This window comes from Paenibacillus sp. FSL K6-2393, assembly GCF_038002545.1.
Taxonomy (GTDB): domain Bacteria; phylum Bacillota; class Bacilli; order Paenibacillales; family Paenibacillaceae; genus Paenibacillus.
The window spans coordinates 1,580,714-1,605,909 of record NZ_JBBOCU010000001.1 but is presented as its reverse complement, the minus strand read 5'-3'; the positions used below and the strand labels follow the sequence as shown (position 1 = coordinate 1,605,909).

General features: G+C 47.4%; 20 protein-coding genes and 2 riboswitches. Of the genes, 4 read left to right on the top strand and 16 right to left on the bottom strand.

The features are described from left to right. The first annotated feature begins 100 nt into the window (after positions 1-100). The gene (locus MHI14_RS07015) at positions 101-352 is read left to right on the top strand and encodes a cysteine-rich CWC family protein (protein ID WP_133385867.1); all 252 of its coding nucleotides are present in this window, start codon (positions 101-103) and stop codon (positions 350-352) included. A gap of 60 nt (positions 353-412) precedes the next feature. Here the strand turns inward: MHI14_RS07015 and MHI14_RS07010 are convergent, their stop codons facing one another. From MHI14_RS07010 to gcvH, 5 genes are all read right to left on the bottom strand, one after another. Continuing rightward, a complete protein-coding gene (locus tag MHI14_RS07010; protein WP_341130059.1) occupies positions 413-1,558 on the bottom strand; it encodes a mannitol-1-phosphate 5-dehydrogenase in 1,146 nt (381 codons plus the stop codon). After that, positions 1,555-1,989 carry a PTS sugar transporter subunit IIA gene (locus MHI14_RS07005; RefSeq protein WP_017686856.1) on the bottom strand — a complete coding sequence of 145 codons (435 nt, stop codon included), beginning with the start codon at positions 1,987-1,989 and terminating at the stop codon, positions 1,555-1,557. Before MHI14_RS07005 ends, MHI14_RS07010 begins: the two co-directional genes overlap by 4 nt. Further along, the gene (locus tag MHI14_RS07000) at positions 1,986-4,088 is read right to left on the bottom strand and encodes a BglG family transcription antiterminator (protein WP_341130058.1); all 2,103 of its coding nucleotides are present in this window, start codon (positions 4,086-4,088) and stop codon (positions 1,986-1,988) included. Before MHI14_RS07000 ends, MHI14_RS07005 begins: the two co-directional genes overlap by 4 nt. Positions 4,089-4,126: 38 nt before the next feature. After that, positions 4,127-5,581, bottom strand: coding sequence for a PTS mannitol transporter subunit IICB (locus tag MHI14_RS06995; RefSeq protein WP_091027715.1), 1,455 nt, complete (start codon positions 5,579-5,581; stop codon positions 4,127-4,129). A gap of 419 nt (positions 5,582-6,000) precedes the next feature. Continuing rightward, the gene (gene gcvH, locus MHI14_RS06990) at positions 6,001-6,393 is read right to left on the bottom strand and encodes a glycine cleavage system protein GcvH (protein ID WP_047844042.1); all 393 of its coding nucleotides are present in this window, start codon (positions 6,391-6,393) and stop codon (positions 6,001-6,003) included. Between the two features lie 344 nt (positions 6,394-6,737). Continuing rightward, positions 6,738-6,860, top strand: a riboswitch (glycine riboswitch). A gap of 3 nt (positions 6,861-6,863) precedes the next feature. After that, positions 6,864-6,964: riboswitch (glycine riboswitch) on the top strand. Between the two features lie 216 nt (positions 6,965-7,180). On the opposite strand from gcvH, the gene gcvT reads away from it, so the two are divergent. From gcvT to gcvPB, 3 genes are all read left to right on the top strand, one after another. Beyond that, on the top strand, positions 7,181-8,317 hold the full coding sequence (gcvT, locus tag MHI14_RS06985; RefSeq protein ID WP_091027713.1) for a glycine cleavage system aminomethyltransferase GcvT: 1,137 nt from the start codon (positions 7,181-7,183) through the stop codon (positions 8,315-8,317). Next, positions 8,314-9,669, top strand: a complete 1,356-nt coding sequence (gene gcvPA, locus MHI14_RS06980; RefSeq protein ID WP_341130057.1) for an aminomethyl-transferring glycine dehydrogenase subunit GcvPA — start codon at positions 8,314-8,316, stop codon at positions 9,667-9,669. The genes gcvT and gcvPA overlap by 4 nt, the downstream gene beginning before the upstream one ends. Before the next feature lie 137 nt (positions 9,670-9,806). Beyond that, on the top strand, positions 9,807-11,246 hold the full coding sequence (gene gcvPB / locus MHI14_RS06975; RefSeq protein ID WP_341131681.1) for an aminomethyl-transferring glycine dehydrogenase subunit GcvPB: 1,440 nt from the start codon (positions 9,807-9,809) through the stop codon (positions 11,244-11,246). A gap of 298 nt (positions 11,247-11,544) precedes the next feature. Here gcvPB and ptsP read toward each other — a convergent pair whose 3' ends face one another. From ptsP to MHI14_RS06920, 11 genes are all read right to left on the bottom strand, one after another. Further along, complete coding sequence (gene ptsP, locus MHI14_RS06970) at positions 11,545-13,257, bottom strand: phosphoenolpyruvate--protein phosphotransferase (protein ID WP_341130056.1); 1,713 nt, start codon at positions 13,255-13,257, stop codon at positions 11,545-11,547. Further along, entirely contained in the window at positions 13,250-13,525 is a 276-nt protein-coding gene (locus MHI14_RS06965) for an HPr family phosphocarrier protein (protein WP_036617010.1), read from the bottom strand. Before MHI14_RS06965 ends, ptsP begins: the two co-directional genes overlap by 8 nt. A gap of 77 nt (positions 13,526-13,602) precedes the next feature. Then, positions 13,603-15,654: a glucose-specific PTS transporter subunit IIBC gene (gene ptsG, locus MHI14_RS06960; protein WP_249911907.1), complete on the bottom strand. Its 2,052-nt coding sequence runs from the start codon at positions 15,652-15,654 to the stop codon at positions 13,603-13,605. Positions 15,655-15,941: 287 nt separating this feature from the next. Next, positions 15,942-16,796, bottom strand: coding sequence for a glucose PTS transporter transcription antiterminator GlcT (gene glcT, locus MHI14_RS06955; protein WP_047844046.1), 855 nt, complete (start codon positions 16,794-16,796; stop codon positions 15,942-15,944). 165 nt (positions 16,797-16,961) lie between these two features. Next, complete coding sequence (locus MHI14_RS06950) at positions 16,962-18,518, bottom strand: flotillin family protein (RefSeq protein ID WP_289390194.1); 1,557 nt, start codon at positions 18,516-18,518, stop codon at positions 16,962-16,964. 63 nt (positions 18,519-18,581) lie between these two features. Beyond that, complete coding sequence (locus MHI14_RS06945) at positions 18,582-19,118, bottom strand: hypothetical protein (RefSeq protein ID WP_017686844.1); 537 nt, start codon at positions 19,116-19,118, stop codon at positions 18,582-18,584. Between the two features lie 279 nt (positions 19,119-19,397). Continuing rightward, positions 19,398-20,561, bottom strand: coding sequence for an iron-containing alcohol dehydrogenase (locus tag MHI14_RS06940; protein ID WP_341130055.1), 1,164 nt, complete (start codon positions 20,559-20,561; stop codon positions 19,398-19,400). A gap of 93 nt (positions 20,562-20,654) precedes the next feature. Further along, on the bottom strand, positions 20,655-21,242 hold the full coding sequence (locus MHI14_RS06935; RefSeq protein WP_341130054.1) for an MSMEG_1061 family FMN-dependent PPOX-type flavoprotein: 588 nt from the start codon (positions 21,240-21,242) through the stop codon (positions 20,655-20,657). A 158-nt stretch (positions 21,243-21,400) separates the two neighbouring features. Further along, a complete protein-coding gene (locus tag MHI14_RS06930; protein WP_091027705.1) occupies positions 21,401-22,999 on the bottom strand; it encodes a UDP-glucose--hexose-1-phosphate uridylyltransferase in 1,599 nt (532 codons plus the stop codon). Positions 23,000-23,013: 14 nt separating this feature from the next. Continuing rightward, entirely contained in the window at positions 23,014-24,003 is a 990-nt protein-coding gene (galE, locus tag MHI14_RS06925; protein ID WP_017686840.1) for a UDP-glucose 4-epimerase GalE, read from the bottom strand. 1 nt (position 24,004) lies between these two features. Continuing rightward, entirely contained in the window at positions 24,005-25,186 is a 1,182-nt protein-coding gene (locus tag MHI14_RS06920; protein ID WP_341130053.1) for a galactokinase, read from the bottom strand. Between the last annotated feature and the right edge of the window lie 10 nt (positions 25,187-25,196).

Sequence of the window (25,196 nt, the reverse complement as noted above, 5' to 3'; positions counted from 1 at the left end):
TACAGAGCGAAATCCATAATCACCGGCACATTTCTGTTATACTGGGGACCAGTATGTTTAACTTCAGCTCGTAGCTATTGCACAGGGAGGGAAGAACTGAATGTCTGCAGAACAAGACGATCAAGAGCACATCCATATCGATGTTCTTGTCTGCCCATTATGCGGGGAAGCTAATCGCTGTTCCTATGCCGCAGGACATCCTCATTCGGAATGCTGGTGTAACCGGGCTACTTTCCCCGAGGGTGTGTTTGACCGCATTCCGCCAGAGCAGCGTCGAAAATCGTGCATATGTCAACGCTGTTTGGACGAATATGCCGATAAAAGCCAACAAAAAGAAGAGCCACACAGTTAACAACTGTATGGCTCTTCTTCATTATGCCTCATCTATACTGTTAGCTGGCTGCCACTGTTCTTACATTTGGTTATACTGGGCAACAGCCTGTTCAAGCACCGGATGATGCTCATCCATGGACGTATATTGGTGGAGCGCAGCTGTAATCCCCTTCTGGCGGATCATGTTCTGCAGTTCAACTGCTTCCGGATCATCGGAGACATCGAACTTGCAGGCTGCTGCCATACCCATAGCCAGATAAGTCGTATCAGTTCCATCCGCATATGCCTGAAGGGCCGGGCGAACCAGACGATCATTTGGAGACAACTTGCGCAGCGGGGAACGACCAACTCGAGTAACCTCATCGGTGAGATACGGGTTGACAAACCGTCCCAATATTTTGACAATATACTGCTCATGTTCTTCCGGGTTGAATGCAAAACGCTTCACCAGAACTTTTCCGGTTTCCTGCAAAGCACCGTATACAATCGATTTCACCTTCTCGTCGGCAATAGCCTTCTGAATCGTGTCATACCCGTGCACATTACCTATATAAGCTGCAACGCAGTGTCCTGTATTAACAGTGAACAGCTTCCGTTCGATATACGGCTCCAGATCATCGACATATACGATACCCTCAACCGGTTTGAATGCAGGAGCCATCTGGGAACGATCCACCACCCACTCGTAAAAAGGCTCCACCTGTACATGCAACGGGTCTTCATGATGCTGAATAGGCACTATCCGGTCTACGGCTGAATCTGGAAAATAAACGTACTGATCTGCAAGGGAACGCACTTCTTCATTGAGCAGAGCATATACATGTTCTTTCAACTGTGTACTGGCTCCAATGGCGTTCTCACAAGCAATAATGTGAAGTGGGTTTTGAACAGGACCTGAATTCAGTCTTTTCTCAAGTCCCTTTGCAATACCTGGTGCAATATGTTTCAGCACACCCACACCCACTGCGGTTGTAATCAGATCAGCTTCCACAACGGTTTGGGCAACCGTCTCCAGCTGGGTCCCATCAATTGCATTTACGCCTGTGACGGTCTCCTGATCCTTGCTCTCGTTAGCCAGTTCCACCGTATACTGCCCCCGTTGCTGGAGAGCTGTTACCAAGTTCTGATTCACGTCGGAGAAAACCACCTCATAGCCCGCACGGGACAGAATCAAGCCGATAAACCCGCGACCAATGTTACCTGCGCCAAAGTGTAGGGCCTTCATAGCTCCATTTCACTTTCCAGAATAGCGATAACTTCTTCGGCTGTTTTCGCCAGACGCAAGGCCTCCATATTCTCATCTTCAGCACAGATCACCGCGATGCTAGTCAGGATCTCCATATGTTCCCCGCCTTGAGCCGCGATACCAATGACCATATAAGCCTTTTCTTCGCCAAAATCAACACCCTGTGGATACTGGATGACAGAGATACCTGTGGATAAAATGAAAGCTTTGGATTCCTTCGTACCGTGCGGAATAGCCAGGCCGTTCCCTACATAGGTCGAGACAATCTCTTCCCGTTCAATCATCTTTTCAATGTAATCAGCGGTAATATGTCCCGCATCCTTCAGAATCTGCCCTGCCATACGAATCGCTTCGTATTTGTCCTGAGCCGTCGCGTTCATGATGACTTTATCTGTTGTTAACATACTCATAATGGTTGACCTCCAATTTCGGTTTTACTGCGATAAAATCCAACAAGTTCTTGGGACAGGTAATGGATGAGTTCATCCCTGATTCCCTTTTCCAGCAATGTAATCATTTCTTCCTGCAATAACAGGGCACTGATCTCACTGAGAACCTCCAGGCTTTCCTTGGATAATTCTCTGGGACCAAGCATCAAGAGGACATGGGTAACTCCTGCCGGATCATCCGGCGTACGAAGAAGTGGCTCAGTGAGTTGAAACAAGCTAATGGACGGCCTATAAATTCCCTCACTGCGTGTATGAAACAGCGCAAGTCTTGTACCGGGAATCTTCTGACTCCCCACTGCTTCACGTGCCTCCAACCGTTTTGCGATCTCCCCCGGTTCCTTCAGCACACCAGATCCATGGAGTACGTTGCACATCGCATACACCGTTTTATAGAACCCGATGTCCTGATTATCCAGCGGGTACACCTGAAACTTGCCAATAATTCGGACGATTTCAACTAAAATAGCTTCCATTCCATCAGGGTCAGAGTAACGACTTGTCGTCTGAACCTCTGCTTCACGGGGCTTATTATGCTGTCGTTGTAACGTTGTTGTTCGGATAAAATGACGCAGACGTTCGCTCTCTTCTGCCGTAAGCAGTGGACTCACTTTGTAATACTGATGCTCATCCATCGGCAGATCAACAGTAGATAAGACAAGATCATATTGATCTGTAGGTATCCGGGCAGCCTCGTACCAGGACACGCTATCCATAATCCGAATCTCGGGAATCTCCTTGGATAATCGGCTGGAAAGCATGCGTGATGATCCGATTCCGCTTGTACACACGATGATCGCCCTGATCTCCCGTTTCAATGCACGTAACCTCTCGATGGAAGCTCCAAAGTGCATAACCAGGAAACCAATCTCCTCATCCGGAACGTCTGTGCCTGGCCAAGCTTGCCCCACAGATTTTTTGACATCTTCAAAGAGGGAATCATAATCCTTGCGAATCTGCTGCAAAAGCGGATTACGAATCATCTGTTGTCCTTCAATTCGCTCCATTACAGGTTGCATATGACCAAGCAGACCTTCACGAAGCAAACGATCCTCATGAAAGGCGTAATGCGTCCTCGCCTGCATCTGATCAATCAGTGAATGTACCCTGTCCAGTAAAATCAAGTCGTCTATTGGCAACAGCCTCGAAGAGTGAATCCGCTGCTCTGTCTCAACTAATAGTCTGTGAAAATAAGCTTGCTCATCTTGGGAGAATGTCAGCCCCAGCTGGGTGGATAACACACCACACAAGCGGGAAGCCATATAAGGTGGAACCTTCATCTCATCCTGCTCTGCAACTGCATCTCCCGTGTTCTCTCGTGGAGACATACGGCCAATGCCAAAGCCTTTACGAATACGTACAACCGCTACGGATAATTGAATCAGCAGCTTCATGTATTGCCGTTCCGGGATGTTCTCCAGCCATTCGATATCTGGTTGCCATAACGCATTCTCGACCGTAAGCACATCACCGTGCCCAATCATATCCAACAGTTTTTGGTTTACGATGGATCCTCCCTGTTCTGGCTGTCTTCCGAATAGGTCGGACTCATCCAGAAATTCGAGAGCAAGTGCAGCTATGGCTGTGCGATGAATCGTCTCACTTCCGTTAATCTTGACGCCATATCCACGTCTGCGAACCAGCTTCAGTCCCGCCTGACGAATTCGTGACTCCAGATCGTCCAGATCAGTGGTTACGGTGGATACGGTCACTTTCAGATCCGAAGCCAAGGCGAGTAACTTTACAGGCTCCGGTTCATCCAGCAGGATGCAAAGCATGAAGAGCTTACGCTCTTCCGGCGTAAACTCTACATATTCTTTACCCTCTAGTTGCTGGCGCAATACAGCCAGATCATCGGAACCGGCATCGATTCGGATACCGGTTCCTGATTTTTTTTCCAGCCTCATGCCCAAAGGTTCAAGCCATTGTTCAATCATTTGCAGCTCCCGGTGAACTGTTCGGGTACTGACCTTTACTTCAACGGCGATTTCGCCGGCAGTGACTTCATGTGGATGCTCCAGCAGAAACTCCACGATTTCACGTTGTCTTTTGGTAATACTCATATCTCAGCCTCCGGCTCAGGGAAAACAAATGCGTGCAATTACTTTAGACGTTCAACGAGCGCATCGTATTCCGGGCTTTTTAGGAAGTTGTCGATGGATATATGTTCTGCGTTCGGCGCAACGGAGCGGGCACGATCGGTTAATATTTGTTGTGTGATGACCACATCTGCATCCGGCGGGATATCACTGATAGCCGTATTGGTCACCGTAACGTCAATCCCCTCTGCCTTCATCTTCTTGCGTAGAATGGAAGCACCCATGGCACTCGACCCCATCCCTGCATCACAGGAGAAGACAATTTTCTTCACGTCTGTTTTGACTGTAGAAGAAGCCATATCTGCGGCTCTGTCTGCTTCACGATGATTAGCCGTAATGCCAGCGTTTGGCACGGTTCCTTGACTCTTCATGTCTTTCATCCGACTGGATGCGGACTCCAGATCTTCGTCCTTTTGTTTACCCGTTTTCAGCAACACTGCTGCTACCAGGAAGGAAACGACGGCTGCTACAAGCACCCCTGCAAGCATTGGCAGGTATCCACCTTTTGGTGTTAAGAGGAAATACGCGATAATACTACCCGGTGATGGTGCTGAAACAAGTCCTGCTCCGGTGAGCATAAATGTTAATGTACCTGCGACGCCACCCGCAATTGCGGCAAGAATCAGAATTGGTCTCATCAAAATGTAAGGGAAGTAGATCTCATGAATTCCCCCGAAGAAATGAATGATAACGGCACCTGGTGCAGAAGATTTGGCCATTCCACGTCCGAAGAAACAGTAAGCAAGCAAGATACCAAGTCCCGGACCCGGGTTCGATTCAAGCATGTATAATACGGATTGCCCTAATTCTCTCGCTTGATCTGTTGCAATTGGTGTTAGAATCCCGTGGTTGATTGCATTGTTCAGGAACAATACTTTACCTGGTTCAATGATTAGGTTGACCAGCGGCAGCAAACCAAGATTCATTAAGCCTTGTACCCCGGCAGATAATACTTTGCTAATTGCTTCTACAGCAGGCCCGATGCCCAGTAGCGCAAAAATCCCCAAGATCCCGCCAATAATACCGGCTGAGAAGTTGTTAACCAGCATTTCAAATCCGGCTCTAACTTTACCTTCGATCGATTTATCAAACTTTTTGATGATCCATGCTGCCAGTGGTCCGGCAATCATGGCACCTAGAAACATCGGGATATCACTACCCACGATGACCCCAATGGTCATAATGGCACCCACGACACCACCACGCTGACCATGCACCATCGTACCCCCGGTGTAACCGATTAACAGTGGCAGCAAATATTTGATCATCGGATCGACTAGCTGTGCCAGTGTCTCGTTAGGGAACCAGCCTGTTGGAATGAACATGGCCGTAATTAATCCCCAGGCGATGAACGCTCCCATATTCGGCATGACCATACCACTCAGGAAACGGCCAAAACGCTGCACACCTACCCGTAGCCCACCTTTGGAATTGGACGATTGGTCCAAATTACTCATTGTATTATCCTCCTTGGATCAAGTGATTATGATTTATGAAAGGGGTATCATTTCTCCCCTGCTGTAATCCTAAGCGAGAATGCTCTCCTGTTCAATGAAATGAAAGCGTACTTTCGTCATGAACAATGATGACAACATTAGGTTATGTAATCGTTTTAATCGATGCATAATGGCTGAACCCATTGGTACACAAGGTTTTTCTTGCCTATGACTTTTATCATTTCCAGAGTCATTTTCTAACCTATAGCTTGGTCCAATCAGATGATTTACATCCACAATCTGCTCAAATCTACATTCAAAACCATTCTTGGAAAGCACAAAAAACCTGTGCAAGCATCCGGCTCACACAGGTCGAAACAATATGAAACTCATTTCATTCGCTTATAAAATATATGTTAATAAGTACAAGTTCGTTGATACTATTCTTCCGTATGTTTACGATACGCGTCTGCATTCATCAATGTAGACAATGCTGCTGTCAGATCTCCCTCAACACGAATCTCAATCATCCAACCTTCCTCGTAAGGAGAGCTGTTCACAAGTTCAGGGGAGTCCTGCAACGAATCATTGACTGCAATAATTGAACCTGTGACGGGAGAGAACAAGTCGGAAACCGTTTTGACCGATTCAATCGTTCCAATGCTGTCCTCTGCTTTTACATTGGTTTCAAGGTCAGGCAATTCCACAAACACAATGTCACCCAGCTGATGCTGCGCGAACTCGGTAATGCCAATACGTACAGTATCCTCCCCTACGGTTTGCACCCATTCGTGCTCTTCACTGTACAGGAAATCACTTTTCAATTCGCTCATCGATATCCGCCTCGCTTTTCATTAAATGAGTGCATGCGTTCTTTGACCTTAACCTTTTTCCCAGAACATAGCGTATGATATTTTTGATTCAAATGTCAAGATACCTCACAATTTATTTATTGATCACCTCTAAATCCTGTAACCCGATTACACTCTTTCTTCATATACTGGTGAATATTAGAATAGTAAGCGCAGTCTTTTTAAATACACGAACAATAACATTGAAACCAAATTAAATATTCGGTTTTTAATTATAATCTATGACATCGTTCTTGACATCGGTAGTGGATTCACGTTTTAATGAGAGGAGTAAATGTGTTTATTGGACTATGTTATACCCGCGGATGAATGTAAAGGGAGAGATTACCCGTGACACCCGATTCGGGATGTACATGAGGTAACGCCGAAGGAGTAAACCACCGATAAGCGGGGGTGAATCTCTCAGGCAAAAGGACTTTTACGGGACGCAACTCTGGAGAGCATCTATTCGCCCTGTGCGGGCGTTATGATCACCCAAGGGGAAACCTGCTGCACAACGCAGCGGGGTAACTCTCAGGTACAAGGGACAGAGCCTTAGAATACAGCGTGCTACTTGGCATGCCGATTCTTTGGCCTGTCCTTTTCCTTTTTCCCAAAAAACGAAAAACAGGATGTAGAACGGCGCTGTCATAGCTGCCTTAACATACTTATCTACGAAAAATCTCTGCTGAAAAATGTAAAAATACCCTGGTTCATTGATCCACGATTGTATATCCGGCCGGTTGACGGCCCATGACGAGGTGATTTGATGTCCGATTTGCTTAGAACACCACTCTTCCCACTGTATCAGCAATACGAAGGCGTACGGTGCATTGATTTTGGAGGCTGGGAGCTTCCAGTGCAATTTAGCGGAATCCAGAAAGAACATGAAGCGGTGCGTGAGCGTGCTGGACTATTTGATGTATCCCATATGGGTGAATTCACCGTACAGGGTGAGCAGGCTGAAGTTTTTTTGCAACAAATGACGACCAATGATGTGACCACGCTCGTTCCGGGTCAAGCCCAGTACACCCTGATGTGTTATCCAGATGGCGGTGTGGTAGATGATCTGCTCGTGTATAAGCTGGAAGATCAGCATTACATGCTCGTTGTTAATGCCTCCAACATCGACAAGGATTGGGCGTGGCTGCAAGAGCACTTGATCCCTGGCGTAAGCATGACTAACGATTCTGAGCAGACGGCGCTGCTCGCCTTGCAAGGTCCACTGGCTGTAGATATTATCGGGAAAGTTACAGATACGGATGTATCCTCGATTGAGCCTTTCCGTTTTGTACAGCAGGCAGAGGTATGCGGCGTTAAATTACTGTTGTCCCGTACAGGTTATACCGGTGAGGACGGCTTTGAACTATATGTACCTGCGGACCATGCTGCTGCGGTGTGGAATGGATTAATGCAAGCCGGAGAAGGTCACGGACTCGTACCAACCGGACTTGGTGCCCGGGATACACTGCGCTTTGAAGCAAGGCTCCCCCTGTATGGACAGGAATTGTCGGCAACCATCTCTCCGCTCGAAGCTGGCGTTGGCATGTTTGTGAAGCTGAATGCCGGACCTTTTATCGGATACGAAGCCTTGTTACAGCAAAAAACTGACGGGCCTGCCCGCAAACTGGTCGGCATCGAAGTGCTGGAGCGTGGTATTCCCCGCCCCCACTATCCGATTTACGCCGAAGGCGTACAGATTGGTGAAGTAACAACAGGCACGCAATCACCTACATTGAAGCGTAATCTGGGGCTTGCTCTCATCGACAGTAAATACGCTGCGCTGGGAACCCCGCTTGAGATTGAGATCCGCGGCAAGAAACTAAAAGCCGAGGTCGTGAAGACCCCTTTTCATAAACGGACACGTACGTCGAAGACACCTACTCAAGGAGCTGATCAAGCATGAGCAAGCACCGTTACATTCCCATGACTGAGCAAGATCAGAGCGCCATGCTCGCAACCATCGGTGTGGATACGCTGGAGGAACTGTTTCAGGACATTCCGCAGGAGATTCGTTATCAGGGCGAGCTGCCCGTATCCTCCAAACTTGATGAATATGCGCTGACACGTCATATGTCCAAACAAGCCGGCGCTAACGCCAATTTCGAAACACACGCCAGCTTCCTCGGCGCTGGCATATATGATCATCATGTTCCTTCCGTCATCAATCATGTCATTTCCCGTTCCGAGTTTTACACTGCCTACACACCTTATCAGCCTGAGATCAGCCAAGGTGAACTACAGGCCATTTTCGAATTTCAATCCTACATCTGTGAATTAACCGGTATGGCTGTAGCCAATGCCAGTATGTATGACGGCGCAACTGCCTTTGCAGAAGCAGGTAATCTGGCCGCAGCGGCAACTCGTCGCAAACAGCTCATCGTATCCCGTACCGTTCATCCGGAAGCCCGTCAGGTATTGCAGGCATATGCGCACGGATTAAGTCTGGAGATTGTCGAGATTGGTTATAAGGATGGCGTCACTGATTGGGATGCCCTGCAAGCCGCCATATCGGACGATACCGCTGCTGTCATGATCCAGAGTCCGAACTTCTTTGGTGCTGTAGAAAATGTAAAACAGGCTGCCGACCTCGTGCATGCGCACAAGGGCCTGCTCGTTGTAAGTGCCAACCCGCTATCGCTGGGTCTGCTGGAAGCCCCAGGCAAGCTGGGTGCCGACATCGTTGTAGGTGATGCGCAGCCCCTCGGCATCGCCGCTTCACTCGGCGGCCCGACATGCGGATATTTCGCCGTATCCCAGCCTCATATGCGCCGAATTCCTGGCCGAATTGTAGGCCAGACCACCGATCGCAACGGCAAGCGTGGTTTTGTACTCACACTGCAAGCACGTGAACAGCACATCCGCCGCGAAAAGGCGACATCCAACATCTGTTCCAACCAGGCTTTGCTTGCACTCAGCGCATCTGTGTACATGTCCATCATGGGTAAACAGGGCATGATCGATGTCGCGGATCTGAATTTGCAAAAGAGTCATTACACCCTGAATACATTAACTGCGATTCCTGGAGTTAGCCTTACTTTTAATGCACCAACATTTAATGAATTCGTGATTAATCTTCCTGAAGGAACAGACGTGGATGCTCTTCAGTTGAAACTGCTGGATGCAGGCTTTATTGGTGGCTACGAACTCGGACGTGATTATCCGGAGCTTACCGGACATATGCTGATTGCTGTTACCGAACGGCGCACTAAGGAAGAGATTGACGAATTCGCACGAGCATTGGAGGGATCGCTGTGACTCAGGAAACGACGACGACAACGACAACATCGCTACAAGGACAATCGGAAACGGGTACCTCTGTCTCCACTTCGGTTCAACCTGAGACGGATACAACATTTAGTGCACAGACCTTATCTCCTGCTCCGGAACAATCATTGATTTTTGAACTCAGCAGCCCTGGACGTGTCGCTTATTCCTTGCCAGAATGTGACGTTCCTCGTCAGGCTGCCGATACGTTGATTCCCCGGGAAATGCTCCGTTCGGAAGCAGCAGCACTGCCGGAAGTGTTTGAGGTAGATGTTATTCGACACTATACCGCTCTGTCCCGCCGCAACTTCGGGGTAGATAACGGATTTTATCCACTGGGCTCTTGTACAATGAAATACAATCCGAAGATCAATGAGGATGTTGCCCGTTACAATGGATTCGCCAAAATCCATCCGTACCAGCACGAATCCAGCATTCAAGGTGCACTTGAACTGTTATATACGTTGCAAAACGACCTTGCAGGTTTGACAGGTATGGATGCTGTGACTCTGCAACCAGCTGCGGGTGCCCATGGAGAATGGACTGGACTTATGATGATTCGTGCCTACCACGAAGGTCGTGGCGAACAACGTACCAAAGTCATCGTGCCCGATTCTTCGCATGGTACCAACCCGGCAAGTGCAACCGTTGCAGGATTTGAAACTGTGACGATTCCATCCCGAGCAGACGGACTGGTCGATCTGGATGCACTCCGTGCAGCAGTCGGTTCGGATACGGCAGCATTGATGCTGACAAACCCGAATACACTTGGTTTGTTCGAGAAAGACATTCAGGAGATTGCATCCATCGTACATCAGGCTGGTGGCTTGTTATACTACGATGGCGCAAACTCCAATGCCATTATGGGCATTACCCGTCCGGGTGATATGGGCTTTGACGTGGTGCACCTGAACTTGCACAAAACGATGAGCACGCCTCATGGCGGTGGTGGACCTGGTGCCGGACCAGTCGGTGTGAAGAGCCGCTTGATCCCGTTCCTGCCTAAACCGATGGTGATCAAGAATGCTGATGGTGTATATTCACTGGACCGTGAAGGAGATCAATCCATTGGCCGGGTCAAAGCGTACTACGGCAACTTCGGTATTTTGGTACGCGCCTATGCTTATATTCGCACCTATGGACCGGAAGGGTTACGCCGTGTCTCTGAATGTGCGGTACTGAATGCCAACTATATGATGGCCCGTCTTGCACCTTACTACGAAATTCCGTATCCGGGTGTATGCAAACATGAATTTGTCATGTCTGGTCGGGGTTTGAAGCAATATGGTGTGCGCACACTGGATGTTGCCAAACGATTGCTTGATTTTGGATATCACCCGCCTACCGTGTACTTCCCGCTCAACGTGGAGGAATGCATCATGATCGAGCCGACCGAAACCGAAAGTAAAGAAACGTTGGATGGATTCATTGATACGATGATACGGATTGCCAAAGAAGCGGAAGAGAAACCAGAATTGGTACTCAACGCACCTTACGGAACACCGGTCACTCGTCTTGATGAGACCACCGCTGCCCGCAAACCTGTATTGAACTGCGCTTGCAGTTAATCAAATCATTGTTAACACAAAAAGCTCTTGCTGATGTTCCAATCAGCAAGAGCTTTTTATGTTGCCTTCCCGGTCTACTTATGCCACTCTTACAGCTCACCATCCTCCTGCTAGAGGGTGTCTCAAACGCAGGCAAGTTATGCTCCGATGTATACCAGTGTCCGAATCACATTGTCCTGTTTATAACAAAAAAAGCCGATATCCACAATGAATCGCGGATACCGGCAAAATCGCTGCATCAATGCAGCTCATTATCGGAAAAAGAAAAACCTCAAATCCGGAGGAAACCCCGGCAAAATTACGCTTTAATGCTTTGAACCAATTCAACGACTTGTTCAGCCGTTTGCATATCCAGAGCTTTAGCAGCCAGTTCCTGCATATCCGCACGGGACAGCTTGGTGATCTGACTACGAGCTGGCAGGATGGAGGTTGCGCTCATGCTGAACTCATCCAATCCAAGACCAAGCAGCAATGGAATTGCTGTTTCGTCTCCTGCCATCTCACCACACATGCCAACCCATTTGCCTTCACGATGCGCTGCATCGATAACCATTTTAACCAAACGCAAAATGGCTGGGTTGTAAGGTTGGTACAGATACGCTACTCTTTCGTTCATACGGTCAGCAGCCATTGTGTATTGAATCAGATCGTTGGTTCCGATACTGAAGAAATCCACTTCTTTGGCAAACTGATCCGCCAGAACTGCAGTTGAAGGAATTTCGACCATGATTCCGAGTTGAATGCTGTCAGAAACAGCAATACCTTCAGCAACCAGCTTCTCTTTCTCTTCGAACAAGACAGCTTTTGCTTCACGGAATTCACCGAGTGTTGCGATCATTGGGAACATGACACGCAGGTTTCCATGTACGCTTGCACGCAGCAATGCACGCAATTGTGTACGGAAGATATCCAAACGGTCCAGACACAGACGAACTGCGCGGAAGCCGAGGAATGGATTCATTTCTTTTGGCAGATCCAGGTATGGAAGCTCTTTGTCTCCACCGATGTCGAGTGTACGAACAACGACAGGTTTGCCTTCCATTTTTTCCAGTACCGCTTTGTAAGCATTATACTGAATGTCTTCAGAAGGAAGCTTGTCTCTGCCCATGTACAGGAACTCGGTACGGTACAGGCCTACAGCCTCGCCGCCATTCTCCAGAACACCCGTTACATCATTTGGTGTACCAATGTTGGCTGCAAGTTCAACATGAACGTTGTCCACCGTTACCGTTGGCTCATCACGAAGTTTTCTCCACTCTGCACGTTGTGCATCATACTGTTCCTGTTTGGCACGGTATTCAGCAATAACTTCATCAGTAGGGTTAACCAGTACGTGACCATCCAGACCGTCAACAATGATCATATCGCCTTGTTTCGCTTGAGCCAAGATGTCCTTGGTTCCAACAACAGCCGGAATTTCAAGAGAGCGAGCCATAATAGCCGAGTGAGAAGTACGTCCACCAATGTTAGTTGCAAAACCTTTAACAAATTGGCGGTTCAATTGAGCCGTGTCGGAAGGTGTTAGATCCTCCGCAAGCACAATCACTTCTTCATTGATCTCAGCCGGACTCATGAAGTCGATACCAAGCAAGTGATTTAGCACACGTTTGGTAACGTCACGCATATCTGCTGCACGTTCCTGCAGGTATGCACTCTTCATGTTCTCGAACATGGAGATAAATTGCGATGCCGTTTCGTTCAAAGCAAATTCTGCATTGATCATGTCATCTGCAATTCTAGCTTTAACCGGATCAATCAGTTCCGGGTCATTCAGAATGAGCAAATGCGAAGCAAAAATCTCAGCTTTTTTCTCGCCAAGCTCTTGTAAAGTACGCTCTTTGATCGCCTCAAGCTCAGCCTGGGATTTACCCAGAGCTGAGTCGAGTTTCGCGATCTCTGCGTCAACGTCGTTGATTTGGCGTTTTTCTACAGAGTAGTCAGGATGCTCCAAGATAAACGCCTTGGCGATAGCAATACCCGCCGAAGCCGCGATCCCGGAGACATTAAGCATTAATTTCGCCCAACCCTTCGTTAACCATAACGTCAGTCAAAGCTTGAAGAGCTTCAGCTTCGCCTTCGCCTTCAACGATGATGCTGATGGTGTCGCCTTGTTCCAATCCGAGGGAAAGAACACCCAGGATGGATTTCAAAGTTACTTTTTTACCGTTAGCTTCTGCAAAGGATTCTGCACCTTTGAATTTGTTTGCTGTATTAACCAGGGCTGTCGCCGGACGTGCGTGGATACCATCTTCGTCTGTAATTCTGAATGTTTGTTGCATTACAATCATCTCACTTTCAGTAGTTTGGTTTAGGCATTGCATATATTTACACTTGCTTGCCATCGTCGTAACACTTCTTATTTTATCTCAATGATTGGCTGTTCGCCAACTTTCAGCACTCCACTCTTCTTCAGAGTTACTGTGGAGCCCTCTGGCAGGTTGGTGAAAATAACTGGTGAAATGATCGAAGGAGCGTTTGCTTTGACATACTCCAGATCCACTTCCATAATCGGCTGACCTGCCGATACCAGATCACCTTCCTGTACCAGTACGTTAAAGCCTTGACCTTTCAGCTTCACCGTATTAACACCTATATGAACAAGCACTTCCTTGCCACCATCGGACATGATGCCCACGGCATGTTTGCTTGGAAATACATTAAACACTTTACCATACACAGGAGAAGTTATCGTACCATCATGTGGCAAAATTGCGAACCCGTCACCTGTCATTTTTTCAGCAAAGACCGGATCAGGTACGTTTGTAATGTCCAGCAATTCACCATTGACTGGCATGACGATATCCTCAGCAACGATGCGCTCGCCTTGCTCACCTTGTGCCTTCTCCTCTTCAGGAGTTGGTTTGGCAGCTGCTGGCGTTGGTGCTGGTGTTCTTCCTGCAATAATATCCTGCATTTGAGATTTGATCGTGTCGGAACGTGTACCGAAGATGGCTTGAACATTATTACCCACTTCAAGTACACCAGATGCACCCAATTGTTTCAAACGATCTTTTTTCACATTGGATTTCTCATTAACTTCAATCCGCAAACGAGTAATACAAGCGTCCAGATGTTTGATATTTTCCTTGCCACCAAAAGCTTCGAGAATGTTATGTGGCAGGTCATCCGTTGAACCAGAGCCTCCGCCAGATTCGGTTTCAGGCGTTGCATCCTCTCGTCCAGGTGTTTTGAGATTGAATTTGCGAATGATAAGCCGGAAACCGAAGTAATAGATCACCGCAAGAATCAATCCGACAATAATCACGTCCCACCAAGGTGTACGGTTCGGAATAATCCCGAAGATCAGGAAGTCAATGAACCCACCGGAGAAGGTCATACCGATCTTTACACCCAGAATTTGCATGGTCATGAAAGACAAACCTGCAAAGATACAGTGTACTGCAAACAGGATTGGTGCTACAAACAGGAACGAGAATTCAAGTGGTTCTGTGATACCTGTCAGGAACGAGGTCAGCGCAGCTGAACCCATGATACCTGCAACATACTTTTTGTGTTCCGGTCTTGCTTCATGGTACATCGCAAGTGCGGCCGCTGGCAAACCGAACATCATGAACGGGAATTTACCAACTTGGAATGTTCCTGCTGTGAGAGCAACGCCATCACGTAACTGGCTGAAGAAAATCTTCTGATCCCCACGAATAACATCTCCGGCTTTATTCACATACTCACCAAACTCAAACCAGAATGGGGAGTAGAAAATGTGATGCAAACCGAACGGAATTAATGAACGTTCCACAACTCCAAAGATGAACGCCGACAAGGTCGGACTTGTATCTACCATGAAGTGAGATATGGAATTCAGTCCATTTTGAATCGGAGGCCAGATAATCACAAGAAGCAACCCGATTACAAGGGATACTACCGATGTGATAATCGGTACAAATCGTTTACCTGCAAAGAAACCGAGGTAAGACGGCAGTTCGATTTTGAAAAACCGATTGTAACATAGCGCGGCGGCAATACCTATGATTATACCTCCGAACACGCCTGTACTTAATGTTGGGATACCCAAGATGCTGGCATAACCCGGTACTTCACCGATCATGGCCGGAGTAACCCCTACTGCGCTACCCAGTGTGACGTTCATGACCAGATAACCGATGATCGCTGCGAGACCTGCAACCCCTTCGCCACCGGCCAATCCGACGGCTACACCGACGGCGAACAGCAATGCCAGATTATCGAATACGATCTGACCTGCGTTCATCATAATTGTTGCGATCGAGTTCACCCAAGGGGTGTCGAGCGCCGTTACATATTGCAAGAAATCTGGATTAACCAGCATGTTACCAATTCCGAGCAGCAAACCTGCCGCAGGTAGAATGGCTACAGGCAGCATGAGAGCTTTACCTACTCTTTGCAATACACCAAAAAGCTTTTTAAACATCGCGTCGTTTCTCCCTTTCGTCTAATTTATATGTTGTGATGCAAGCAAGGGAACACAAAAAAAGGCATGAATTAATAAAGTAAACTGTGCCAACCTTGGGGTATAGCATACCCTGTACAAGGAAAGAACAATCACACTTTAATTAACTCATGCCTGATCGAGTCAGTAACACGTCGCTTATGTTTATTCAGTTGCTTGATTACGGAAACCATTGTAGCACCAGTTCTAATCTATTGCAAGCCTTTACACCAAAAAAATAAATTCCGCATTCCATCACTGGAATGATCTCACTTATTCTCTTCTTCCTTCCGCTGATTCAGCCTTTGCAGATGAATGGTAAGATAACCTACCTCCGCAGGATAAACCGGCAGTTTCAGTCTTTTCTCCATTACTTTGGTCAGTTTCCATGCAAGCGAGTACATTTCGGGATACTCCAACTTAAGCAGGGAATCTAACTTATGAAGCTCTTCCACTTTGTCTCCACGGCGAACACGCTCAAGGGCGAAACGAAGATGAGTCAGCAAACGAGAGTAATCAAGCGATTCCGTTTCAAACGAATAATCAAGTTGATCAGACACCAGGTTCACCAAATCAGTGATCAATTGTGAATGTTCACGTACCTGGGATATATTTTGATTGGTCATTGCACTATAGATATGGAGGGCAACAAAACCAATCTCGTCCATCCCCAGATCTACACCCATTTTCTCTTTGATCAGACGAACAGCGTATTCTCCCATTCGATATTCTTCAGGATAAATCTCGCGGGTTTCATATAAAAATGGATTTTGTATGATAATGCCCTGCTCCTTGCGTTTTAACGCGAAAGAAATGTGATCGGTTAATGCAATATGGATATGTTCATTCAGAGGAACGTCCGTACGCTCTGCAATATACGTAATAACTTCGTTAATAATCTCGATCAGTGCTTCATCCACCTGTGGAAGAAGTTGTTTGTACTGCTCTTGCTCCTGCTGGTTTTTCAAAATGAACATTTTCTCCACAGCCATCAATGGAATGTGATCACTCGGTTTTCGGTTAAAGCCAATGCCTTTACCAATAACAACGACTTCCCCGTGTTCAGGATGCTGTGCAATGATTACATTATTATTTAGCGCTTTATCTACATGCAGGCTGCTCATTGTTTGCACCTCTTTTTCACACCATCTTAGGTGTGATTAAGTCACACCCTGTTACGAACGAAAAGACACCCGGAGCGGGCAAACCGCGCCGGACGTCTCGCTTAAAAAGTAACAAAAATTCGTCTTAAGGTCAATAGAGCAACCATGCAAGATTCGAAGTGCTTCTTACTCGTCAACTCCAGCTCTTTCCACAATCTTGTCGATTATAGAAGGAGTTGTAACAGCCTCGCTCTGTTGAATGGCAACTGGCGCAGGTGTTTTAGACTTCGTAAGGCCTTTAATTAGCTGCTCTACATCAATGCCGGATACACTTTTGAGCATCTCTGGAGCGGTCGCCATAAGTTCAGTAACATAGTTACTCACTCGCGCTGCACCTTCACCTTTGCCTGTATCTACCACCGTCAGTTTATCAATGGATGCAATTGGCTCTGCAATTTTACCAGCCAGTTCAGGCAGCATTTTGACAATGATATCGAGTACAGCTGCTTCGCCAAACTTCTGGAACGCTTCGGCCAGTTTTTCCTTCGCTTCTGCTTCTGCAAGACCACGCAAACGAATAACTTCTGCATCTGCTGTACCTTTGGCAAGTTCTGCATCCGCCATGGCCTGACCTTCAAGTCGCTTCTGTTCAGCTGTTGCTTTGGCATGTGTTTCGATGGAATACTGTACAGCATCGGCTTCACGCATTCTTTTGGCTTTATCTGCTTCGGCAGCCTGCTCTACCGCATAACGATCCGCTTCTGCCTTTTTCTTCACTTCAGCATCATATTGCTTCTCACGTACGACGATTTCTTTTTCTTGGAGATCGATCTCACGTTCTTTACGAACGAGTTCAACCTTCATTTCTTCTTCCACCACGGTTTGTCTCGCGCGCGCTTCATGGATATGGTATGCCTGATCGGCTTCCGCTTTGGCTGTATCCTGATCCCGCTTAAACGTGGCTACTTTCAGTTCCTTTTCTTTGGCTGCCTCGGCGATATTGGTATCACGCAGCAATTCTGCTTTTTGACCCTGTTCTTCCGCATTAGCCTTCTGAATACGTGCATCACGCATCGCTTCCGCTTCAGCAATCTCGGCATCCCGCTTCACTGCGGCAATTCTCGGTTTACCGAGAGCATCCAGGTAACCCTGTTTGTCACGAACATCCTTGATGGTAAATGAAACAATTTGCAGTCCCATTTTCTTCAAATCTCTAGCTGCTACGCCTTGAACCTCTTGCGCAAATCGATCCCGGTTCCGATATACTTCTTCCACCGTCATTGTACCCAGGATGGCCCGCAAATGCCCCTCCAGTACCTCCTGTGCTTCGCTTCTCAGCGCTTCTACAGGTTTACCGATGAATTGCTCAGCTGCCGTAGCAACGTCCTCTACAGCGCCTCCAACCTTGATAATAGCTACACCGTCAGCAATAACCGGAACCCCTTGCTCCGTGTACACTTCAGGTGTGGAGACATCCAGCTTGTGGGACAATAAGGAGATAAACTCGGATTGCTGGAATACCGGCAAGATAAATGCACCGCCACCACGAACAATCTTAATTTTTCGGCCAGAATCATCATCGGAGATATTTTTACTACCCAGAAATGATCCCGTAACGATCATCGCTTCATCCGGTCCAACCGTTTTGTATCTCGCCCAGAAAGCCAGACCTAAAATTAGAATGACTCCGACTACAACTATGGGAATCAATAAAACATCCCAATTCAAATTCAAATTTTCCATTCCACATCTCTCCCCTTATTCATTCATGATGAGTGCTTAAACTAATTAGGTGATAAGAGTACTTTATAAATCTTTAAGTACATTTTCATCCCATTCCGACACACGTAGTACACCATCTACAACATCCACCACGACAACACGGGCTCCCGCCGCAATGGGGAGGTGTTCAAAACTGGATGCCGTTTGAATCGTACTACCGGATGCAAAGCGGATCATCACTTCGCCAAAACCTTTTTCCGGCACCGGAATGGTAATTTCCCCAATTTTTCCAGATAACTCTTTCATTGAAAATGCAATCGAGACATCGCTGTTACGCATCGGTTTGATATATGCGAAGAATACCAGCATGGCTGCAGCAATACCTATAAGCAGGGATAATATTAGACCCGACATCGCACTTAATGAACTATAACGTGTCAGCATAATGCCTGCCCCACCGAAGGTTGTAATGGAACCAGCTAGCACAACGGGTTTGAAAAAATCAAGACCTGGCATTTCGAAGGCTCCGTCCAGCAAGCCGTCAATCAAGTCACCCAGCACAAGACTGACAACCGCAAATATTGCTCCTCCGATCAGACACCCCCAATAAATTGTCTCCATCCCCTGTTCCTCCTCTCCTCTGCCGCAAATTCATCCTAACTGGGCATTCCACATGTAAATAAATACGTAGCTAACATCAAAATGTTTCAAAATCTTTCCTCAAATGTATTCTGAACCCGATAATGGGTATTATCACGACATTCGGTTCTTCTTGCTTCATGTTCCTCCATCATTCACGTGTACAGCCCGAATACATGAAAAAACCGCAAGCCTCCATGAAGGAGACTTGCGGTTATTCGACAACAGGATGTGTCCGTTCACTTGTCAGTGATTATAAAATTACAGAGAAGCCTTGTAGATGGATACAACATCTTCCCGTTGCAGTTTCTTGAAGTTACCGAATGGACCAAATAGCATCGCTTTGTCAGCCATTACGTCGATCTGGCTGTCATCGATATCGTAATCTGCCAAACGGTTAGGTGCACCAATGGATGTCCAGAATTTGCTGAGCGCATCGATACCTTCTTCAGCAATCTGTCTGTCCGACTTGCCTTCAGGGTTCACTTCGAATACATTAATTGCCAGACGTTTGAATCGATCCACATTCACATCCAGGTTATGTTTCATCCAGTGTGGGAACAAGATTGCAAGTCCACCGCCGTGTGGGATATCATACACTGCGGATACCGCGTGTTCGATATTATGTGTTGCCCAGTCTCCTGCGAGACCCATATTCAGCACGCCATTCAGTGCCATTGTTCCGCAATACAGAATCGTTTCGCGCAGTTCATAGTTCTCCAGGTCTTCAACCAGACGAGGCGCTGCTTCCATGACGGTACGCAGAATCGTCTCACAGAAACCGAGTTGAACCGGTGTGTTGGCATCCAGATGGAAGTAATGCTCCAATACGTGGGACATCATATCCACCATACCGTATACCGTTTGGTCCAGTGGAACCGTGTATGTATTCACCGGATCCAGGATGGAGAACGCAGGGAATGAATAAGCGCTACCCCAGCCCAATTTTTCTTGTGTATCCTGATTCGTAATAACCGAACCGGAGTTCATCTCCGACCCGGTTGCTGCCATCGTCAATACGGTACCAAGCGGAAGAGCGTCTTGTGCAACAGCTTTGCGCTGAGCAAAATCCCACATATCGCCATCATATTTTGCACCTACTGCAATGGCTTTGGAGCAGTCCAATACACTACCGCCACCTACAGCGAGGATCAGGTCGATGTTATTTGTTTTGCAGAGGTCTACCCCTTTATGCACCGTAGAAAGACGTGGGTTAGGTTCCACACCTGCCAGTTCAGTCACTTCTGCTCCAGCTTCTTTAAGCAATCCGATCACTTGATCGTATAGACCACTGCGTTTGATACTGCCGCCACCATATACAAGCAGAATCCGTTTACCGTATTTCGGCACTTCTGTTTTCAATGCTTCCAGTTGTCCTTTACCGAAAATCAGACGGGTTGGATTATAGAATTGGAAAGATCTCATATCTATTGTCGCCTCCAATGGAGTTTAGAATTTTTAGTGCAACTCCAATTATAGTACCCCGTTTATAGAAAAACAAATCGATAGTCACTCACTTTATAACAACCCGTTAATCTCCAAATGGGCTCGAAACATCTCGCTCGTTGAAGGCAAATCCTCAGCATCCACCCATGTTTCTGAGGCCCATAATCCAGCCTGTTTGAATGCCCGCGGACAATGGATAAAACACTCTTCCACATCCACAATGACAGCCGCACCTATGGTTTTACCACTCCAGCCCATACTGGCGATGAACTCCTCATCCTTGGTAATGGATGCTGTGCCATTAATACGCAGCACTTCATTCATACCCGGAATCAAAAAGAGCATACCAATACCAGGGTTCGACAACATGTTCAACAACGAGTCTATCCGCCGATTGCCTGGGCGTTCGGGATAGACAAGCCGGTATGTATCATACACTTTTACGAATCCCGCTCCATCACCCCGAGGTGACACATCACTTTTTCCATCACGATCGGAGGTGGAGAGGAAAAATAATGGTGACATGGATATAAATTTCTGAACATGTGAATCCACAAATGAAATTGCCTTGTTACGCACATGTTCATGCGGTTCACCCACCATGCCTTGCAGTTCCTCAGCATCTGTAATCAACGGAATATTCAATGCCTGCTTTTCCAAATCATTACCCCCATTCCCTCAATTCATTGCGGTACTCTAGGACTTCTCTCCATTATAACTGCCACAGAAGTTCATTCCAATGCGCACAAAAGACAAGAACGACTAGACGACAAGAACACCCGCTCATGATTGGGCGGGTGTTCTTGGTTTGTAGACTACTATTCAGTGTATCCCATGCTGCTTACAAAACGACGGAAAGCCTGGCGTCCTGCTTCATCATATTTGTAGACACCTGCATGTTCCAGAATCTCGGCAAATTTCAAGCCAACTTCCTGTTGGACAATGGCAACGGATTGTTCTTTGTCCAGGTTAGGACCAAACCGTTCAATCAATTCTTCCGCCCAGCCCAAATGTTTGTTCAACACATGATCAGAAGCTTTGGCGGCTTCAGCAAGTTTGGCATCTCCAGCGAGGATATCCGCGATACTGTCCAGTTCTTCTTTCAGACGACCTGGCAGGATGGCAAGCCCCATCACTTCGATCAGACCAATGTTTTCTTTCTTCAGATGGTGCATTTCACGGTGCGGATGGAAAATCCCTTCAGGATGCACATCATTCGTACGGTTGTTACGCAATACAAGATCCATCTCATAACCACCATCTGCACTACGACGAACGATTGGTGTTACCGTATTGTGTGGTACTTGTTCCCCGTCCACTTCACTGAATGCTTCGATATCCACAGCAGAATCACTGTAGACCTTCCACGCTTCATATACGGCGTTACCCGCTTCTAGCAGCTCTGCAGGGTCGTGAGAAGCCAGACGCATTACAGACATTGGCCATTTCACAAGACTCAATGTAAGTCCAGGTGCATCCGCATGGCGGAAGACCGCCTCTGGCTGTGCATTTTGAATAGCGAATGTATGACGTCCACCCTGGAAATGGTCATGTGTCAGGATAGAACCGCCCACGATCGGCAAATCCGCATTAGATCCGATAAAGTAATGCGGGTACTCCCCGACAAAGGCAAGCAGTCTGCGTAGTGTATCTTTGGTCAGTTTCATCGGCACATGATCATGATGGAAAATGATGCAGTGCTCGTTGTAGTACACATACGGCGAGTATTGGAACAACCAAGGCTCGTTGTTAAGTTCCAACGGAATGACTCTCAGATTCTGGCGGGCCGGGTGATTCACCCGACCAGCGTAACCTACATTTTCACGACACAGTTGGCATTTTGGATATACCGGTGGCGGAAGCAACTTCGCCATGGCAATTTCCTTTGGACTTTTCTCCGGTTTTGACAGGTTGATAGTAATCTCCATGTCTCCATAGGCCGTGTCCTGTGTCCAGTAGACGTTCTTCGAGATCCGATCCATCCGAATATAGTTGGAGTTAATTGACAAGTCATAGAATTGAGATGTAGCTGCCTCAATACCTTCCGTCTGCTCCGTGTGGCGGAATGCGCGTACCACTTCGGATGGGCGTGCCATCAGATGGCCCATGATCTTGGCATCCAGCAAATCACGGAATGTATCGCTATTTTCAGGAATGAGTCCAATGGAAAATCCATAATCGATCAACGTATCCAGCATCGCCTGTGGACCATCAGGCACAGTTGTGTCCAACTCGCCGGCATAAGGCTCTGAGAATCCGAATTGTTCCAGCAAGAGGTTGCGGCTATAATCCCAATCCGCTTCCTCGATTAATTGTTTCTGCAAGGCAAATGCAACCAGACGTTCAATGGCATGCAGTGCTTCCTGCTGCTCCGGTGTCCGCTCTGTGGCACCTGCTGCAATATGAGTCTGTGACATAAGGTGTTCGCCTCCTAGTTTTTTCCGTAGCCGTCAGGACGTGATTGGTGCCAGCTCCAAGCGCTTTGAATGACATCTTCCAGATTGGTCCATTTCGGATTCCAACCCAGGACAGATCTCGCTTTTGCAGATGAAGCTACCAGCACAGCCGGGTCACCTGCACGACGTGGTTCCTGTACAACCGGAATATCGAGGCCAGTCACTTTTTTAGCTGTTTCGATCACTTGTTTTACCGAGAATCCTGTGCCGTTACCCAGGTTGAACACATTACTGTTCTCACCTTTGCGAAGATAATCTACTGCACGCAGATGTGCATCAGCCAAATCACTCACGTGGATATAGTCACGGATACATGTTCCATCTTCTGTTGCATAGTCGTCACCAAACACGGCGATGTGCGGGCGTTGTTTCAAAGCCGTTTGCAGCACCAGTGGAATCAGGTGACTCTCTGGTTGGTGATCTTCACCAATTTTACCGCTGTCATGAGCACCGGCTGCATTGAAGTAACGCAGGGAAACGTATTTGATATCCTGAACTTTATCGAACCATGACATCATGCGTTCCATCATCAGCTTTGTTTCGCCGTATACGTTGGTTGGCTCTGTACGATCGCTTTCTTCGATTGGCACTTTCTCAGGCTCACCGTAGGTAGCTGCTGTAGAGGAGAAGACGATGCGACGTACGTTCGCTGCATTCATCGCTTCCAGCAGACAGAGTGTACCAAACACGTTATTGTCATAATATTTAACCGGGTCTTTCATACTTTCGCCTACGAGTGAATTGGCTGCAAAGTGAATAACTGCATCGATTGAATTCTCAGCGAACAGCTTCGCCAGAATTTCTTTGTCACGCAGATCCCCTTCATACAACTTACCGCCGAGCAACGCCTCACGATGCCCTGTCTGCAAGTTATCCAGTACTACAACCTCTTCCCCACGTTCCAACAATGCTGCTACCGTATGAGATCCAATATACCCTGCTCCACCAGTCACCAAAATTGCCATTTTACTTCGCCTCCTTCAATTCTTTAACACCGTCACCTACGCCGCATACATAAAAATCACCTTTGAGACTGGTACGCGCTTCATATGCAGCGCCCACTTCGCTTACAAAACGCTCGACATCATCTTCATGCACAAGTGATACGGTACAACCGCCAAATCCTGCGCCAGTCATCCGTGCACCAAGCGTGCCTGGAATCCGCTGAGCTTCTTCAACCATAACATCCAGCTCATCACAGCTAACTTCATACAAATCACGAAGCGATTCATGAGAAGCGTTCATCAGCTTGCCGAAGGTTTCCAGATCGTTACCCTGCAATGCTTCGACCGAAGCGAGCACACGCGCGTTCTCTTCCACAACATGTTGTGCACGCTGTCTTACTTTCTCATCCTTGATCTGATCCTGTAGTGTTACGAACTGCTCTGGCGTCAATTGAGCCAGGTAATTCAGTGCAGGCAGCTGTTCCTTCAAGATGGCAAGTGCCTGCTCGCATTGGGAGCGACGTTCATTATAAGCCGAATCTACCAGACCGCGGCGTTTGTTTGTGTTACCGATGACCAATTTGTAGGAGCCTGTACGGAAAGGAACCTTTTCGTACTCCAGTGTGTCACACATCAGCAGGATCGCGTGATCCTGAGCACCGTTTGCAACAGCGAACTGATCCATGATTCCACAGTTGACGCCTACGAACTCATTTTCCGCTTTCTGGGACAGAAGCGCCAGTTGAACCGTATCAATATCCGACACACCCTCCAGAGACTGCATCGCAAATCCGGTAAGTACCTCCAGAGATGCAGACGATGAAAGTCCTGCCCCGTTGGGAATCTCCCCGTGGTACAGGAAATCGTACCCTTTCGTTACATTCACACCTTTTCCTTGCAATTCAACCATGACACCAACAGGATAGTCGGTCCACTCTCCGGTTTTCTCTTTACCAATAGTGGAAGTATCCAGTGTTCCTTCATAAGACATGTTCGTGGAAGCCAGTTGCAACTTGTTGTCCTGACGCTCACGGATCATTAATGTTGTACCGAATTCAAGTGCTGCCGGAAGCACGTATCCACCGTTATAGTCAATGTGCTCACCGATCAGATTCACACGCCCAGGGGCATGAAATACACGGATGTCCGCTCCACTCTCTCCGTACTTCTCAATAAACTTTTGTTTCAATTCAGTTACGTTCACTGCTGCTGCA

Bases quoted from the DNA above. Each gene is read 5' to 3' on its own strand.
- MHI14_RS07015 (WP_133385867.1), top strand. From the start codon at position 101: ATGTCTGCAGAACAAGACGATCAAGAGCACATCCATATCGATGTTCTT.
- MHI14_RS07010 (WP_341130059.1), bottom strand. From the start codon at position 1,558: ATGAAGGCCCTACACTTTGGCGCAGGTAACATTGGTCGCGGGTTTATC.
- MHI14_RS07005 (WP_017686856.1), bottom strand. From the start codon at position 1,989: ATGAGTATGTTAACAACAGATAAAGTCATCATGAACGCGACGGCTCAG.
- MHI14_RS07000 (WP_341130058.1), bottom strand. From the start codon at position 4,088: ATGAGTATTACCAAAAGACAACGTGAAATCGTGGAGTTTCTGCTGGAG.
- MHI14_RS06995 (WP_091027715.1), bottom strand. From the start codon at position 5,581: ATGAGTAATTTGGACCAATCGTCCAATTCCAAAGGTGGGCTACGGGTA.
- gcvH (WP_047844042.1), bottom strand. From the start codon at position 6,393: ATGAGCGAATTGAAAAGTGATTTCCTGTACAGTGAAGAGCACGAATGG.
- gcvT (WP_091027713.1), top strand. From the start codon at position 7,181: ATGTCCGATTTGCTTAGAACACCACTCTTCCCACTGTATCAGCAATAC.
- gcvPA (WP_341130057.1), top strand. From the start codon at position 8,314: ATGAGCAAGCACCGTTACATTCCCATGACTGAGCAAGATCAGAGCGCC.
- ptsP (WP_341130056.1), bottom strand. From the start codon at position 13,257: ATGCTTAATGTCTCCGGGATCGCGGCTTCGGCGGGTATTGCTATCGCC.
- MHI14_RS06965 (WP_036617010.1), bottom strand. From the start codon at position 13,525: ATGCAACAAACATTCAGAATTACAGACGAAGATGGTATCCACGCACGT.
- ptsG (WP_249911907.1), bottom strand. From the start codon at position 15,654: ATGTTTAAAAAGCTTTTTGGTGTATTGCAAAGAGTAGGTAAAGCTCTC.
- glcT (WP_047844046.1), bottom strand. From the start codon at position 16,796: ATGAGCAGCCTGCATGTAGATAAAGCGCTAAATAATAATGTAATCATT.
- MHI14_RS06950 (WP_289390194.1), bottom strand. From the start codon at position 18,518: ATGGAAAATTTGAATTTGAATTGGGATGTTTTATTGATTCCCATAGTT.
- MHI14_RS06945 (WP_017686844.1), bottom strand. From the start codon at position 19,118: ATGGAGACAATTTATTGGGGGTGTCTGATCGGAGGAGCAATATTTGCG.
- MHI14_RS06940 (WP_341130055.1), bottom strand. From the start codon at position 20,561: ATGAGATCTTTCCAATTCTATAATCCAACCCGTCTGATTTTCGGTAAA.
- MHI14_RS06930 (WP_091027705.1), bottom strand. From the start codon at position 22,999: ATGTCACAGACTCATATTGCAGCAGGTGCCACAGAGCGGACACCGGAG.
- galE (WP_017686840.1), bottom strand. From the start codon at position 24,003: ATGGCAATTTTGGTGACTGGTGGAGCAGGGTATATTGGATCTCATACG.